At 56.0% G+C, this 13,629-nt stretch carries 12 protein-coding genes and 1 pseudogene; 4 read left to right on the top strand and 9 right to left on the bottom strand.

Annotated elements, in window-relative coordinates; all coding sequences use genetic code 11:
- On the bottom strand, positions 1-1,412 hold a 1,412-nt coding region (locus ACZAHD_RS17690; protein WP_462457941.1), incomplete at its 3' end, for a peptidase U32 family protein.
- A gap of 232 nt (positions 1,413-1,644) precedes the next feature.
- Positions 1,645-2,193, bottom strand: coding sequence for a helix-turn-helix domain-containing protein (locus tag ACZAHD_RS17685; protein ID WP_462457940.1), 549 nt, complete (start codon positions 2,191-2,193; stop codon positions 1,645-1,647).
- A 149-nt stretch (positions 2,194-2,342) separates the two neighbouring features.
- On the opposite strand from ACZAHD_RS17685, the gene ACZAHD_RS17680 reads away from it, so the two are divergent.
- Positions 2,343-3,551, top strand: coding sequence for a benzoate/H(+) symporter BenE family transporter (locus tag ACZAHD_RS17680; RefSeq protein WP_462457939.1), 1,209 nt, complete (start codon positions 2,343-2,345; stop codon positions 3,549-3,551).
- Here the strand turns inward: ACZAHD_RS17680 and ACZAHD_RS17675 are convergent.
- Positions 3,531-4,397, bottom strand: a complete 867-nt coding sequence (locus ACZAHD_RS17675; RefSeq protein WP_462457942.1) for an AraC family transcriptional regulator — start codon at positions 4,395-4,397, stop codon at positions 3,531-3,533. The genes ACZAHD_RS17680 and ACZAHD_RS17675 overlap by 21 nt on opposite strands.
- Before the next feature lie 183 nt (positions 4,398-4,580).
- Between ACZAHD_RS17675 and ACZAHD_RS17670 the strand changes: the two genes are divergently transcribed.
- Positions 4,581-5,477: a DMT family transporter gene (locus ACZAHD_RS17670; RefSeq protein WP_462457938.1), complete on the top strand. Its 897-nt coding sequence runs from the start codon at positions 4,581-4,583 to the stop codon at positions 5,475-5,477.
- A 61-nt stretch (positions 5,478-5,538) separates the two neighbouring features.
- Here ACZAHD_RS17670 and ACZAHD_RS17665 read toward each other — a convergent pair whose 3' ends face one another.
- Positions 5,539-6,192: a DUF3313 domain-containing protein gene (locus ACZAHD_RS17665; protein WP_462457937.1), complete on the bottom strand. Its 654-nt coding sequence runs from the start codon at positions 6,190-6,192 to the stop codon at positions 5,539-5,541.
- A gap of 148 nt (positions 6,193-6,340) precedes the next feature.
- Positions 6,341-7,933, bottom strand: coding sequence for an ABC transporter substrate-binding protein (locus ACZAHD_RS17660; RefSeq protein WP_462457936.1), 1,593 nt, complete (start codon positions 7,931-7,933; stop codon positions 6,341-6,343).
- Positions 7,934-8,047: 114 nt separating this feature from the next.
- Between ACZAHD_RS17660 and pepT the strand changes: the two genes are divergently transcribed.
- On the top strand, positions 8,048-9,277 hold the full coding sequence (gene pepT / locus ACZAHD_RS17655) for a peptidase T (RefSeq protein ID WP_462457935.1): 1,230 nt from the start codon (positions 8,048-8,050) through the stop codon (positions 9,275-9,277).
- Here pepT and tehB read toward each other — a convergent pair.
- Complete coding sequence (gene tehB, locus ACZAHD_RS17650) at positions 9,274-9,870, bottom strand: tellurite resistance methyltransferase TehB (protein WP_462457934.1); 597 nt, start codon at positions 9,868-9,870, stop codon at positions 9,274-9,276. The genes pepT and tehB overlap by 4 nt on opposite strands.
- A pseudogene (locus ACZAHD_RS17645) lies at positions 9,867-10,073 on the bottom strand (dicarboxylate transporter/tellurite-resistance protein TehA); the annotation flags it as partial. The gene tehB and the pseudogene ACZAHD_RS17645, both read right to left, overlap by 4 nt.
- A 209-nt stretch (positions 10,074-10,282) precedes the next feature.
- Between ACZAHD_RS17645 and ydcK the strand changes: the two are divergent.
- Entirely contained in the window at positions 10,283-11,263 is a 981-nt protein-coding gene (gene ydcK / locus ACZAHD_RS17640; RefSeq protein ID WP_462457933.1) for a YdcK family protein, read from the top strand.
- Positions 11,264-11,310: 47 nt separating this feature from the next.
- Here ydcK and rimL read toward each other — a convergent pair whose 3' ends face one another.
- Together rimL and ACZAHD_RS17630 are read right to left on the bottom strand one after the other, a co-directional pair.
- Positions 11,311-11,877 carry a 50S ribosomal protein L7/L12-serine acetyltransferase gene (gene rimL, locus ACZAHD_RS17635; RefSeq protein ID WP_462457932.1) on the bottom strand — a complete coding sequence of 189 codons (567 nt, stop codon included), beginning with the start codon at positions 11,875-11,877 and terminating at the stop codon, positions 11,311-11,313.
- A gap of 58 nt (positions 11,878-11,935) precedes the next feature.
- Positions 11,936-13,591: a glucan biosynthesis protein gene (locus ACZAHD_RS17630; RefSeq protein WP_462457931.1), complete on the bottom strand. Its 1,656-nt coding sequence runs from the start codon at positions 13,589-13,591 to the stop codon at positions 11,936-11,938.
- Between the last annotated feature and the right edge of the window lie 38 nt (positions 13,592-13,629).

Below are 13,629 nucleotides of genomic sequence, written 5' to 3'. Positions count from 1 at the left end.
GCAAAATAGATCGTCTGTCCCAGCTTCGCCACGCCGTCGCGCAGGTTTGCCAGCGCTTTCTCCGCCTGAGTCGCTTCGGCGAACTCGCCGTCCAGGGTGTGGGTGACGCTGACGCCATTTTCGCAGGTCATCGTCAGCACCAGTTGCTCCTGCCAGCCACTGAGATCGATATCTACCGCAATCCGCCGCTCGCTGGAGGTCTTTTGCAAAGCCTGCTGCCAGTTATGGTCGAGGTTACGGTTCAGCACCTGGTGCGGTCGGGCTTTATGCAGATCTGCCGGCATCTCGTTCGGCCATACGCGATAGCGATTTTCGCCGGTTTTTTCCACCGTGTTGGCGCGAAAACCGACGATTTCGCGCTTAATCATCACGTTAAGGCCATCGCCGTTGCTCAGCGCCTCGGTCACTTCAACATCCAGGTGGTCTTTAGCCACTTTCAGCACTTCCCCCACCGGCAGTCCGACAAATTTCGGTGAATCAAACGCGCCAATGTCGCCTTTGCGCGCATTAACAAAGTAGTCGGTGCTGCCGCGATGAAAGGTTTTGTCGGTGGAGGGGACGAAAAAGTGTTCGGTGCGCCCGGCGGACGAACGCATCAGATCGCCGCGATCGTCAATAATTGCGTCGAGCATCTGACGATAGTGCGCGGTGATGTTCTTCACGTAGCTCATATCTTTGTAGCGACCTTCAATTTTGAAGGATCGCACCCCGGCGTCAATCAACTGCGCCAGGTTTGCCGTCTGGTTATTATCTTTCATCGACAGCAGATGTTTCTCGTACGCCACCACCTGGCCCCGATCGTCTTTCAGGGTGTACGGCAAACGGCAGGCCTGGGAGCAGTCGCCGCGGTTGGCGCTGCGCCCAGTCTGAGCGTGGGAGATATTGCACTGCCCGGAATAGGCCACGCACAGGGCACCGTGAATAAAGAACTCGATCGTCGCGTCGGTATTGTCGTAAATCGCTTTAATCTGCTGCAGGTTCAGCTCGCGCGCCAGCACGATTTGGCTAAAGCCGACGTCGGAGAGGAATTTTGCCTTCTCGACGCTGCGAATGTCACATTGGGTGCTGGCGTGGAGTTCAATGGGCGGAATATCCAGTTCCATTACCCCCATATCCTGTACGATCAGCGCATCGACGCCAGCTTCATACAGGTCGGTAATCAGTCGCTGCGCCGGTTCCAGCTCATCATCGTGCAGAATCGTATTCAGCGTCACAAAGATTTTCGCCCCGTAGCGATGGGCGAAAGGCACCAGCCCGGCGATGTCGCTGAGGCTGTTGCTGGCGTTATGGCGTGCGCCGAAACCGGGTCCGCCGATATAAACCGCGTCTGCGCCGTGTAAAATCGCTTCACGGGCGATCCCGGCATCGCGGGCGGGGCTAAGAAGTTCAAGATGATGGTTGTGCAGGCGCATACGCTCGTCGTTATCCGTTATGGGGGGTCGAAATGGCGGCTATTGTAGTCAGAAGTAAGCACAGACGAAATCATTTTCCATCACCCGGGATGGGTGAATTTTCAGTTTCCGGCAAAACATTGAAGGAAAAGGTATTTCCCTCGCAAAACGGCTACGGTTACAGTCATCACGTATTCCGGATTTTCCTCGTCACGTTGTGAGTGGTTGCATTAATCATTTGATTGGCCGCAGGTTAAATGCCTGCGGCTTTTTCTTTGGGATAATGAATCAGCGAGTGAAAATGAGCCGTTTGCGCGCCGCTGTTACGATAGGCATGCGCCAGATCTCCGGCAAACCGCCGCCCTTCTCCGCTCGTTAGCGTCAGCCACTCCCCCTGCAGACACAGATCCAGCGCGCCGCTTATCACCACCACATGTTCAATCACGCCTTTCTCGTGCGGCGCGGATTCACTGAGCGCGCCGGGCGCGAGTGTAATCGAGAAATGATCGAAACGCAGTTCCGGGTCCCACGGGAAAATGGGCGTCACCACCATCGCCTGCTGCTGCGGGTCAAAGGCGATCGGCGCGGTCGATTCATCGGCCACGATAAACGCCGAGAACGGCACGTTCAGACCGGTGGCGATTTTCCACAAAGTGGCCACCGTCGGGCTGGATTCATTTCGCTCAACCTGCCCGAGCATCGCTTTTGATACCCCGGTCTCTTCCGCCAGTCGCGACAGACTCCAGCCGCGCTGCTGGCGCAGCGTTTTCAGGGTCGTCGCCAGATGTTGCGCAATATTCATACCACCTCCTGATATGCTCAGCGGAAATTATACGCGCATTGGTATGATTCTACAGGGAGTTTAGACGGAAAACGCACCTTGTCCGCTCCGGGACAAGGTTGATGGCCGCACACCAAGAGGAAAAAGATGATTGTACGCTATAACGCACGATGCTACATTTTACCGGATGCTATAACGCACAAGAGGTCACTATGCGCCCGTTTTCACTCCCTTTACCGACGCTGCTCGCCGGGTTTATCGCCGTGCTAGTGGGCTACGCCAGTTCGGCCGCCATTATCTGGCAAGCCGCTGCCAGCGCAGGAGCCAGCGCGACGCAGATCGCCGGCTGGATGACGGCCCTTGGGCTGGGGATGGGGATCAGCACGTTGGCCCTCACGCTCTGGCGCAAAGTGCCGATTCTCACCGCCTGGTCAACCCCCGGCGCGGCGCTGTTGGTCAGCGGGTTACAGGGCGTGACGCTCCACCAGGCGGTCGGCGTGTTTATCTTTGCGAATGGCTTAATGGTGCTCTGCGGGCTGACCGGCCTTTTTGCCCGGCTGATGAAAATTATCCCCCACTCGCTCGCAGCCGCCATGCTGGCAGGGATTTTACTGCGCTTCGGTTTGCAGGCCTTCGCCACCCTTGACGGCAATCTGCTACTGTGCGGCGGGATGCTGGTAGCCTGGCTGCTGTGTAAAGCGTTGTACCCGCGCTTTGCAGTGGTGGCGGCGCTGCTGGTCGGCGGCGCCATCGCCGTGTTCTCCGGCGATGTCGTCGGGACACACATCAGCCTCGCTTTTGTCGCCCCGGAATATATCGCGCCACAGTTTACCCCTTCGCTGTTGCTCAGCGTCGGCGTGCCCTTCTTTCTCGTCACCATGGCCTCGCAAAACGCCCCCGGGTTCGCCACGATGCAGGCTTCCGGCTACCAGGTGCCCGTGTCGCCGCTGATTATCGCCACCGCGGGTCTGGCGCTGTTACTGTCACCTTTTGGCGTCTACTCCATCTGTATTGCCGCCATTACCGCCGCCATCTGCCAAAGTCCAGAGGCCCATCCTGATCCGCAGCGACGCTGGTTGGCCGCCGCCGCTGCGGGCGGTTTTTATCTGCTGGCCGGTCTGTTCGGCGGGTCGATTACGTCGTTAATGTCCGCGTTGCCGACGGCGTGGATTCAGATGCTGGCCGGGCTGGCGCTGCTCGGGACGCTTGGCGGGAGTCTGTTTCAGGCGCTGAACCAGGAGAATGAACGCGACGCCGCAGTGGTGACGTTTCTGGTCACCGCCAGCGGCGTGACCTTAGCGGGGATCGGCTCGGCTTTCTGGGGACTGGCGCTCGGCGGGGTGAGTTTCGCCCTGCTGTCAGCGCTGCGCCGCCCGTAACTGCGAGGGCGTCAAACCGGTGGCGCTTTTCACCCGGTTGCTGAAATGGCTGGCGGAGCTGAAACCGCAGGCCATGGCGATATCGGTCAATGACCGGGTGCTGTGGCAAATAAGCGCCTGCGCTTTGACCATCCGCCGCTGCATCACATACTGGTGCGGCGCCATGCTCATTGACTGACGGAACATCCGCGCGAAGTGATATTCGCTGAGCGCCGCCTCCTGCGCCAGATCCGCCAGCGTCAGCGGCTGATCCAGGTTCTCCTCAATCCACGCCAGCAGATTGCGCAGAACGTGCGGCGCCAGGCCGCCGGAGACCGTGGGCAAACGCCACTGAACGTTCGAATAGTGCTGAATAAGATGGGTCAGCAGCAGCGTGCTGGCGGAACTTAGCGTCAGCTGATTAGCCTGCTGTTGCCAGTCGTAATCGAGTAAGAACTGACGATAGACGGCGGTGATTTTATCATCCTGGGAAAAGGTCTGTTCCTGCAGACTAAACGACGCCGGGCTGCGGTCCCAGATCTGCTCGCCGACCCGACGCAGATGATCGTCGGTACAGTACAGATGCACAAACGAGAGGTCGCCGCGAATATCCCAGGTGCTCTCCGCGCCCTTTGGCATCAGGCAAAAACGATCCGGGCCGCCGCCGTTTTTCCAGCCCTGCGGCGTTTTCTGATAACTTTCGTAACCATCGGCAACATACAGGCTCAGCGTATGATGGTCGCTGCGCACCGTGACCATATCGCGATTGTTATACCACGCCGCCAGTTGAATACCGGAGTTAAGCTCCACCGTCTCGCGCAAGACGGCTTTTTGTCGGCGTAAAGTTTCGAACGTCCCGTATGCCATAGCCTTCACACATCTGATTTCGTGAGTCCCTAGTCTATGAAGAGTCGACAGTGGATACCAGACCTCTGCGGTCATTCGGTAAAAATAAGCGCAAGAATTTGCAAGTCCAGGCCGCAAGGATGACAGCGGCGGCGTGCAAAAACCGCCACACTGCCTCCCTGGTGGACTTATGGGAGAGAAAAATTGAACGCAATACTGTACGGACTGGTGGTCGTTATCTGGGGAACGACATGGATTGCCATCTTTTTACAACAGGGGCCGGTCTCGGCGCCGGTCTCTATTTTCTGGCGTTTTGCGGTAGCCAGCGTCACGATGCTGGCGATTCTGCTGGTAACCCGTCGTCTGCGTCCGCTGGCGCTGCGCGATCATCTGTTCTGCGTGCTACAGGGCTGCTGCGTCTTCTGTTTCAACTTCTGGTGCTTTTATACCGCCGCCGCGCACATCAATACCGGCCTGGAATCAGTTATTTTCTCCATGGCGGTGCTGTTTAACGCCATCAACGGGTTTATTTTCTTCCGTCAGCAGCCGCCCGCTCGTTTCTGGCTTGCCGCCGCGCTCGGCCTTGTGGGAATCATCACGCTGTTCTGGGACGATCTGCTCAGCAACGGGCTCAACGCGTCCCTGCTGTGGGGAATTGCTCTCAGCGCACTGGGGACCTACGGTTTTTCCCTCGGCAATATGCTCAGTATGCGCCACCAGCGCCGTGGTCTGGAAACCCTGACCACCAATAGCTGGGCGATGCTGTACGGCACCCTGGTCATGGGGGCTATCGCTCTGCTGCGCGGCGATGATTTCACGCCCCAGTGGACGCTAAGCTATATGGGCGCGCTGTTGTACCTGGCGCTCTTTGGATCGGTGATTGCTTTCGGCGCCTACTTTACGCTGGTTGGGCGGATTGGCGCCGGCAAGGCCGCCTACAGTACCCTGCTGTTCCCGCTGGTGGCCCTGACGATTTCCACATTTTACGAAGGCTACGTCTGGCACAGCAATGCGGTTATCGGGCTGGCGCTAATTCTGCTGGGTAATCTGGTGATGTTTGCCCGTCCCGAGCAGTGGTTCCTGCGCCGCAGACTGGCTTAGCCCCGCCTGCTGGCATAAAAAAGGCGTCCTCCTGTAGGGCGCCTCTTGCGCTGTTGTGGGATTATCTCTGCGTCGGGTCACATTTCACGGCATCGATCGCCATGTCATCAATCACCTGTTTTAGGGTATCAATGGTCATCGGCGTATTTTCGTTAGCCAGTGATTTCCCCTCGCCCTTACGCACGACTTTGACCACCGGCTTATTGATCGCCGGGTCAATCAGCTCCCCTTCAAAGTAGAGACTGCTATCCATCGTCCGGTGCGCGGTCGCCATCTGCGTGCCTGCCACCACCATCGCGACCGGAACCACTTCATAGAATTGCAGCCCTTCTTTACTGGAATCCACGCCAGTGATTGCACCGCGGAAAATCAGGCTGCGCGGACCGGGTTTCTCCACCAGCGGTTTACGCTCAGCAATCGCCTGCCTCATCTGCTGGTTGGTGTAATTCAGAATATCGCGCAGCGCCTTTTCCCCGACCTGAGTCGAGGGTTTGGGAACCGGATAATAGGTGATCGGGTTATAGACAATATTGTCGTAGTTTTGCGGATTGTAATCCGCAGAGATCCAGCGCAGTTCTGGTTTACCCGATGCCGATGTCGTTTCCTTTAAGTTTGAATAGTCTTTTAAGAAACCAGAATATTTTTCCGGCGCGGCGATTTTAGAGGCACAACCCACGAGAGCTAACAGACCAGCAAATGCCGCCACTTTAAACATGAAATGAGTACGCGTGTGTGAATCCCTGTAAATACAGTTGTCAGCGCGAATTATAGCAAAATACCGGGATAAGTTTTGTGGCAAAAATGGGAACGTCAAAGGTTGGAAAGAATAAATCCGCCTCGACGGGCGGATTTACATTTGCGGTTTATTTTATATCGACCTGATAGAAGATATGCTTGCCAAACGGATCAATTTCGTAGTCGGAAACATCTTTGCGGACCGGTTCGAAAATAGTCGAATGGGCAATCATCACCGCCGGCATTTGGTCATGCATCATCTGCTGCGCCTGTTTATACAGCGCTTCGCGTTTTGGGAGATCGGTAATCGATTTTGCCTCGGCGATAATTTTATCAAATGGCTGATAGCACCATTTCGCCGAGTTAGAACCGCCGTTCGCCGACTGACAGGTAAATAACGGCCCGAAGAAGTTGTCCGGGTCGCCGGTCGCGGTAGTCCAGCCCATCAGCGCCGCCTGATGTTCACCATCTTTTACCCGCTTCAGATATTCCCCCCACTCGTAGGTGGTGATTTTGGTCTGCACGCCAATTTTGGCCCAGTCAGCCTGAATCATCTCGGCCATCCGTTTGGCGTTCGGGTTATAAGGACGCTGTACCGGCATCGCCCACAGATCGATCGTTAGCGGACCGCTAATGTCCGCCTCTTGCAGCAGCGCTTTCGCTTTTTGCGGATCGTAATCGTAATCTTTCAGCGCGCTGTCGGCGCTCCATACTCCCGGCGGCAGCAGGTTTTTCGCCTGCGTGCCGGTACCGTGAAATACCGCTTCAATAATCGCCGGTTTATTAATTGCCATCGCCAGAGCCTGACGCACTTTGACATTGTCCAGCGGCGGTTTTTGCGTATTAAAGGCAAGAAACCCGGTATTCAACCCCGCCTTGCTCAGCAGCGTAATGTTTTTATTCTCTTTCATCCTGGGTAAATCAGCCGGATTAGGGAATGGCATCACCTGGCATTCATTCTTTTCCAGTTTGGCATAACGCACTGAAGCATCTGGGGTAATGCTAAAAACCAGACGATCAATTTTTGCTTTCCCCTGCCAGTAGTCCGGAAAGGCAGTATAAAGAATGCGGGAGTCTTTCTGGTACTGCGCCAGATTAAAAGGACCCGTGCCAAGCGGATCGGTATCGACGCGCTGCGGGGTACCGGCTTTGAGCATCGCATCCGCATATTCCGCCGATAAAATAGAGGCAAAATACCACGCCAGGTCTGCGACAAACGGCGCTTCGGCGCGGGCCAACGTAAAGCGCACCGTATACTGATCAGGCTTATCAATCGCGGTAATTAACTGGCCAAACTCCAGGCTTTCAAAGTTAGAGTAGTTGCCGCTGGAGACGTTGTGATAAGGATGCTGCGGATCTTTTTGCCGCATAAAGGAGAAAATGACATCATCGGCATTAAAATCGCGGGTCGGCGTGAAATATTTATTACTTTGAAACTTCACCCCTTTACGTAAATGGAAGGTATAGACTTTTCCGTCATCGCTCACCTCCCAGCTTTCGGCAAGGCTCGGCTGCAATTCGGTGGTGCCCACCTTAAAATCAACCAGCCTGTTATAAACGGGTACCGCGCTGGCATCCACGCTGGTACCCGAGGTATAGAGCTGAGGATTGAAATTCTCCGGCGATCCTTCGGAGCAGTAAACCAGCGTTTTTGCACTCACGGCGGAACTCAACGTGAGCGCCGTTATTGTCAGAGCAAGCGTGGTAAGTTTGTGTTGCATAACGTTTTCCTTTTTAATTTGTCAGCTAATGAATAGCTTGTTGTTTTCCTGTCCATACATAACACTAAAGCCAGACTGCAAACACCTGAAAAAATAAATAAAGAAGGAATCACTATGTCATCTCCACTCGCCAGTCAATTGACCCAGCGTTTCTTCCGCTATCTCGCCATCAGCAGTCAGAGCGACCCACGCGCCACCACGCTGCCAACCACGCCGGGGCAACACGAAATGGCCCGCGAGCTTGCCGACGAATTACGGCGCCTCGGGCTGGACGATATCGTGATTGATGACCATGCTACCGTCACTGCGGTAAAAAGAGGTAACGTCCCCGGCGCACCGCGGATTGGCTTTATCACCCACATCGACACCGTGGACGTCGGACTGTCGCCGGATATTCATCCGCAAATTTTGCGTTTTACCGGCGATGATCTGTGTCTGAATCGTGAACAGCAGATCTGGCTGCGGGTCGCCGAGCATCCCGAGATTCTCGCCTACCGGGACGAAGAGATTATCTTCAGCGATGGCACCAGCGTGCTCGGCGCCGACAACAAATCGGCGGTCACGGTGGTAATGACGGTGCTGGAAAACCTGACGCCGCAACATCGCCACGGCGATATCGTGGTGGCCTTTGTCCCCGATGAAGAGGTGGGCCTGCGGGGGGCAAAAGCACTGGATCTCAGCCGTTTTGCCGTCGATTTCGCGTGGACTATCGACTGCTGTGAACTCGGCGAGATCGTCTATGAGAATTTTAATGCCGCGGCGGCGGAGATTCGCTTCACCGGCGTGACCGCTCATCCAATGTCAGCCAAAGGCGTACTGGTCAATCCGCTACTGATGGCGGCGGATTACATCAGCCATTTCGATCGCCTGCAGACGCCAGAACACACCGACGGACGCGAAGGTTATGTCTGGTTTAACGGCATTCAAGGCGATCAGAACAGTACCCTGCTGCAGGCCAGCATTCGCGATTTCGACAGCGAGAGCTTTTTACGCCGCAAACGGCAGATTGGCGAGGTCGCTGAAAAAATTGCCACACAATACCCGACGGCCAGCGTCGAATTTTCAATTAGCGACACCTACAGCAACATCAGCAATGCCATCGGCGACGATCGTCGGGCCATTGACCTGATGTTCGAAGCCATGGAGCGCATTGGCGTGACGCCAAAACCTACGCCGATGCGCGGTGGCACCGATGGTGCGGCGCTCTCGGCAAAAGGCCTGCTGACGCCCAACTTCTTCACCGGCGCGCACAACTTTCACTCGAAATTTGAGTTTTTGCCGCTGCGCGCCTTTGAAGCGTCGTACCACACCGCGTTGCAGCTCTGCCTGCTGGCGGCCCGTTAAACCGGTTTTTGCGCCAGCATAGTGGCAAAACGCAGTTTGATGCGGTTGCCACTGGCATCAGTGCGATGCAACTCGCCCACCTCTTCGTTGTACCTGAGGAACGACCAATCGGCGTAGTAGCGCCGCAGTTCCTCAGGTTTAAAGGCAAACGGGAAACCCACGGTGCAGGGATAATCTTCGGTGTCCATTGCCGCTACGATCAGGTTGTAGCCGCCCGGTCTGGTGCAACGCTGCATGTTGGCGATAAGCCCCGGAATGGTTTTCGCGTCAAGGAACATCAGTACCACGGTGGAGAGAATAAAGTCATATTCACCGTCGAAGCTTAAGCTGTTCAGATCCTTAACTGCGACCTGCAGACTGGTCAGCGCTTCCTGGGCGCCAATACTTTCCAGATTCTTGATACTCAACGGGTTTTTATCCCACGCCGTCACCTCAAAGCCGTTTGCTGCCAGATAGAGGCTATTGCGCCCGTTACCACACCCCAGATCCAGCGCCGTTCCCGGCGGCACCTGGGTTGCGGCATAGAGCACTTCCGAGTGGGTACGGGTCAGTCCGTATTTATCAGTAAAGTAGTTTTCGTCACGGATAGTCATGATGAGTCCTTAGTGTTTAATAATGTTGTCCTGTCGACGCGAATCAGAAATTTCCCCCACATCAGCAGCAGAAATGTGCGTAGCACCAGCAGTCCAATAAGCAGATTGGTAAAGATAAATCGCAGGATTGATAAGCAATGGAAAAAGCCGTTCGGCTGGCTGTGTCCGAGATGCCGCCTGGTGCTGGCCAATGCGGAAATCCCAGCCCGGCGTCTTTAAACCGAGCGCCCCGCAGACCCACGCCGGTAAATTCAGGGCCTGTTGTTCAAGCCGTTTTTTATTCATTTTATTTATTTTTTTCAATTTACCTTTAAGTTGCATTTTAAAAGAGCCTTATACAACGTGCTACGGAGATTTTTGCTATGTTTGTGTTAACCAAAAGTAAAATGATGCCTTGATAAGAGAAGCCTTGATGAACAAATATCGTCTCAGCGACAAGGTTCGCCTGTTTCACTATGAAGAGGACGGAATTAGGCATAGCGTAAATCTGCGGCAAATTGTGGCCCTGCGCGATTTCGCCGATGTGCAGGCCGGTAGCGAAGGCGGATGGCTGGACGATGAAACGGCGCTCAGTCAGGCGGGCAACTGCTGGATCTACGACCCCAACAGCGCGGTGTTTGCCGGTGCGCGGATTGAAGGCAACGCGCGTCTGACGGGAACCTGCGTCGTCAGCCACTCCGCTATTATCCGCGACGATGCATGGATCGACTCCGCTACCATCAGCCATTACGCCCTAATTTGTGACAATGTCACGCTTCAGGACTCCCGCGTTCGCGGCTTCTGCCGTCTCGCTGACCGGGCGCGTATTCTCCCCCACTGCCTGATTATCGCCGCCCAGGGACTGACCGCCGACCGCGACAAGTTTCTGCAAATCTACCAGCGGGCGACGGTCAGCGCTTCGCGCATCGTCCATCAAGTACAGATTTACGGTGACGCCTTCGTCGACCACGCTTTCGTTGAACACCGGGCGGAAATCTTTGACTATGCCCGTCTGGAAGGCAACGAAGAAAACGATGTCTGGGTTTGCGATAACGCCAGAGTCTATGACCATGCGCGCCTTATCGCCGGGCGCGCTGAGGATGCGATACCGACGTTACGCTACAGTGCACAGGTGGCAGAGAACGCCGTGGTCGAGGGGAACTGCGTGCTCAAACATCGGGTGATGGTCGGCGGCCAGGCCCGACTGTGCGGCGGGCCAATCCTGCTGGATGACGACGTGCTGGTGCAGGGGAATGCCTATATCAGTGGCGATGTGGTGATCGAACATCGGGTTGAAATTACCGATAACGCGCGAATTGAAGCGCTTAACGGCGAGGCGATTCATCTGCGTGGCCGTAAGGTGATCAACGGCGCGCAGCATATTACCCGCACGCCGTTACTGGGGGCGCTGTAGCCCTATCCTGGCTGAGGCGCTACGCCGCACGCCGGGAAACCGAAGCATCAGGGCGCGGGGCTATCGATAATCCGCCCGTAGATATTCTGATCGTCATAAGCACCGTTCAGATACTCGGCCTGTTGCAGACAGCCTTCGAGGGTAAAGCCATTGCGCAGCGCCACCTGGTTGCTCTTATGGTTAGCCACCCGGCATTTTATAACGAAGCGCCGGACTTCGCCGCGGCGCGCGTAGTAGTGCATAAACGCCTGTAGCGCCTGGGAAAGCAGCCCTTGCCCCTGGTGATGTTCATCAATCCAGTAGCCGATGTAGCCGGTTTTATTCAGCGGTTCAATCTGGTTGAACGACAGCACGCCCACCATCTCATCGCGCAAAAACAGGAAAAACATTTTGGCATAGCCGCGCTGGTGCAGCATGACGTTCCCCTGTACATGGCGACGGGTCTCATCTTCACTGGCGACCGAGGCGGGCCAGCTAAGCGAATGCTGTAGCCAGTGTTTATTCTTCTCCACCAGTTGGTGTAACTCGGTCACGTAGCGCTCTTCCACCGCGCGAAGCGTCAGCTGGCCGGTCACCGGGATCGTTTCAGGAACGGGAATATCTTCTACGGACATGGCTATCTCTCACTGCAGGCAAACCCGTCCACGGCATGCGGACGGGCAATCACGACGGTTACTTCATGACCCGGTCATCAACGTAGTTGCGTTTATCCGCAGCCGGCGGGAAATACTGGTACAGCCACGTCTCACTGATGGCCTCGCTCTGGCAGCGCAGGAACATGCGCATTTCCACCGGGTCGGTGGAATCGTTGGTCGGGTACCAGTCAAACTGGATGCGATAGCCGTCGAACGGTTCAACGTACAGAATCTCAATCTGCTTCGCTTCGCCGTTAGACAGGGTAATCACTGGCTCAATGCCTTTTGGCGCAGCGGCCTTCAGGTCCCCACCGACGAAATCAATGGCAAAACGGCGCGCCCATTTGTCCGGGTAGTGTTCGCCTGGCGCCCACCCTTCCGGGAAACCGCCCATCCCGGTACGGGTGGCCATCACGCGCGCCAGCGGCGAACGCACCGGTGGCTGCGCGCTCCAGTACAGGCGATAGCTAAAGTCCAGCTCATCACCGGCCTTGATCGCTTTTTCCGGCTGCCAGAAGCAGACGATGTTATCCAGCGTCTCACCGGTGGTGGGGATCTCCATCAGGCTGACGGCCCCTTTGCCCCACTGATTACGCGGCTCGACCCACAGGCTCGGGCGCTTGTTGTACCAGCCCATGATATCCTGGTAATGGCTGAAATCGCGGTCAAGCTGCAGCAGACCAAAGCCGCGCGGATTCTTATCCTGGAAGGCGTTGAACTGCAGTTTTTGCGGGTTGTTCAGCGGACGGCAGATCCACTCACCGTTGCCGAGCCACATGGCGAGACGGTCGGAGTCGTGAATTTGCGGGTGGATGGTGTCGCACATCCGACGCTCGTTGTTGCCGCAGCTGAACATACTGGTCATCGGCGCGATGCCCAGCTGTTTGATATCTTTGCGGGCGTAGATGTGGTTTTCCACATCCATAATCACCTGCGTCTCCTGGCAGTTAATGACAAATTTATAGGCACCGGTGACGCTCGGGCTGTCGAGCAGCGCATAGACGGTAAAGACCGTTGCGCCCGGCTTAACCGTCTCAAACCAGAACGAGGTAAAGTCCGGGAACTCTTCCGGGGTATCGGTAAAAGTATCGACCGCCAGACCACGAGCGGAGAGACCGTACTGATAGGTACTGTCTACCGCGCGGAAATAGCTCGCACCGAGGAAAGCGACGATATCGCGGCGCGCCAGCTCCGGCGCTTTAAACACGCGGAAACCGGCAAAACCGAGGTCGGTTTGCCCTACCAGCTGTTTGGTGTCCACGCCGGCGTTGTTGTAGTTAAACAGTTCCGGGCGGAAGTGAATCTCCCGCGCCTGCTGGGTTTGCGAATCCAGCGAGAACATACGCACGCGGCGGCGAAAACCCATACCGACGTGGAAAAACTGGATGTCCAGCTTGCGGTCGTCAATGTTATTCCACAGCGAATGTCCCGCATCATACTGAATGCTGTTGTAGGCCTGCGGAGTCAGATTGGCCAGTGTTGGCGGCAGATCGCGCGGGGCGCCCCCCCACGGCTGACGCGAGAGATCGTGGGCCATCGATTGCAAAACGGTAAAGTCAAAACGGCGCGTCATCCCATCAGCAATGCCCGATTCCTCGGCAAGCGCGGCGTTAGAAAAAAGTGAAGCGACTCCTGACGTTCCGCATACGGCGGCAACAGCCATGGAAGATTTGAGAAAACGTCTGCGATTCATGCCTGAGAAAGCGTCCTTCTGTTATGCCAATTGGTACG

This window comes from Raoultella sp. (genome assembly GCF_039594335.1).
In the GTDB taxonomy this organism is placed as follows: domain Bacteria; phylum Pseudomonadota; class Gammaproteobacteria; order Enterobacterales; family Enterobacteriaceae; genus Klebsiella.
This window is presented reverse-complemented; position numbering and strand designations above follow the sequence as displayed.

Bases quoted from the DNA above. Each gene is read 5' to 3' on its own strand.
- ACZAHD_RS17685 (WP_462457940.1), bottom strand. From the start codon at position 2,193: ATGAATATTGCGCAACATCTGGCGACGACCCTGAAAACGCTGCGCCAG.
- ACZAHD_RS17680 (WP_462457939.1), top strand. From the start codon at position 2,343: ATGCTACATTTTACCGGATGCTATAACGCACAAGAGGTCACTATGCGC.
- ACZAHD_RS17675 (WP_462457942.1), bottom strand. From the start codon at position 4,397: ATGGCATACGGGACGTTCGAAACTTTACGCCGACAAAAAGCCGTCTTG.
- ACZAHD_RS17665 (WP_462457937.1), bottom strand. From the start codon at position 6,192: ATGTTTAAAGTGGCGGCATTTGCTGGTCTGTTAGCTCTCGTGGGTTGT.
- ACZAHD_RS17660 (WP_462457936.1), bottom strand. From the start codon at position 7,933: ATGCAACACAAACTTACCACGCTTGCTCTGACAATAACGGCGCTCACG.
- pepT (WP_462457935.1), top strand. From the start codon at position 8,048: ATGTCATCTCCACTCGCCAGTCAATTGACCCAGCGTTTCTTCCGCTAT.
- tehB (WP_462457934.1), bottom strand. From the start codon at position 9,870: ATGACTATCCGTGACGAAAACTACTTTACTGATAAATACGGACTGACC.
- ydcK (WP_462457933.1), top strand. From the start codon at position 10,283: ATGAACAAATATCGTCTCAGCGACAAGGTTCGCCTGTTTCACTATGAA.
- rimL (WP_462457932.1), bottom strand. From the start codon at position 11,877: ATGTCCGTAGAAGATATTCCCGTTCCTGAAACGATCCCGGTGACCGGC.
- ACZAHD_RS17630 (WP_462457931.1), bottom strand. From the start codon at position 13,591: ATGAATCGCAGACGTTTTCTCAAATCTTCCATGGCTGTTGCCGCCGTA.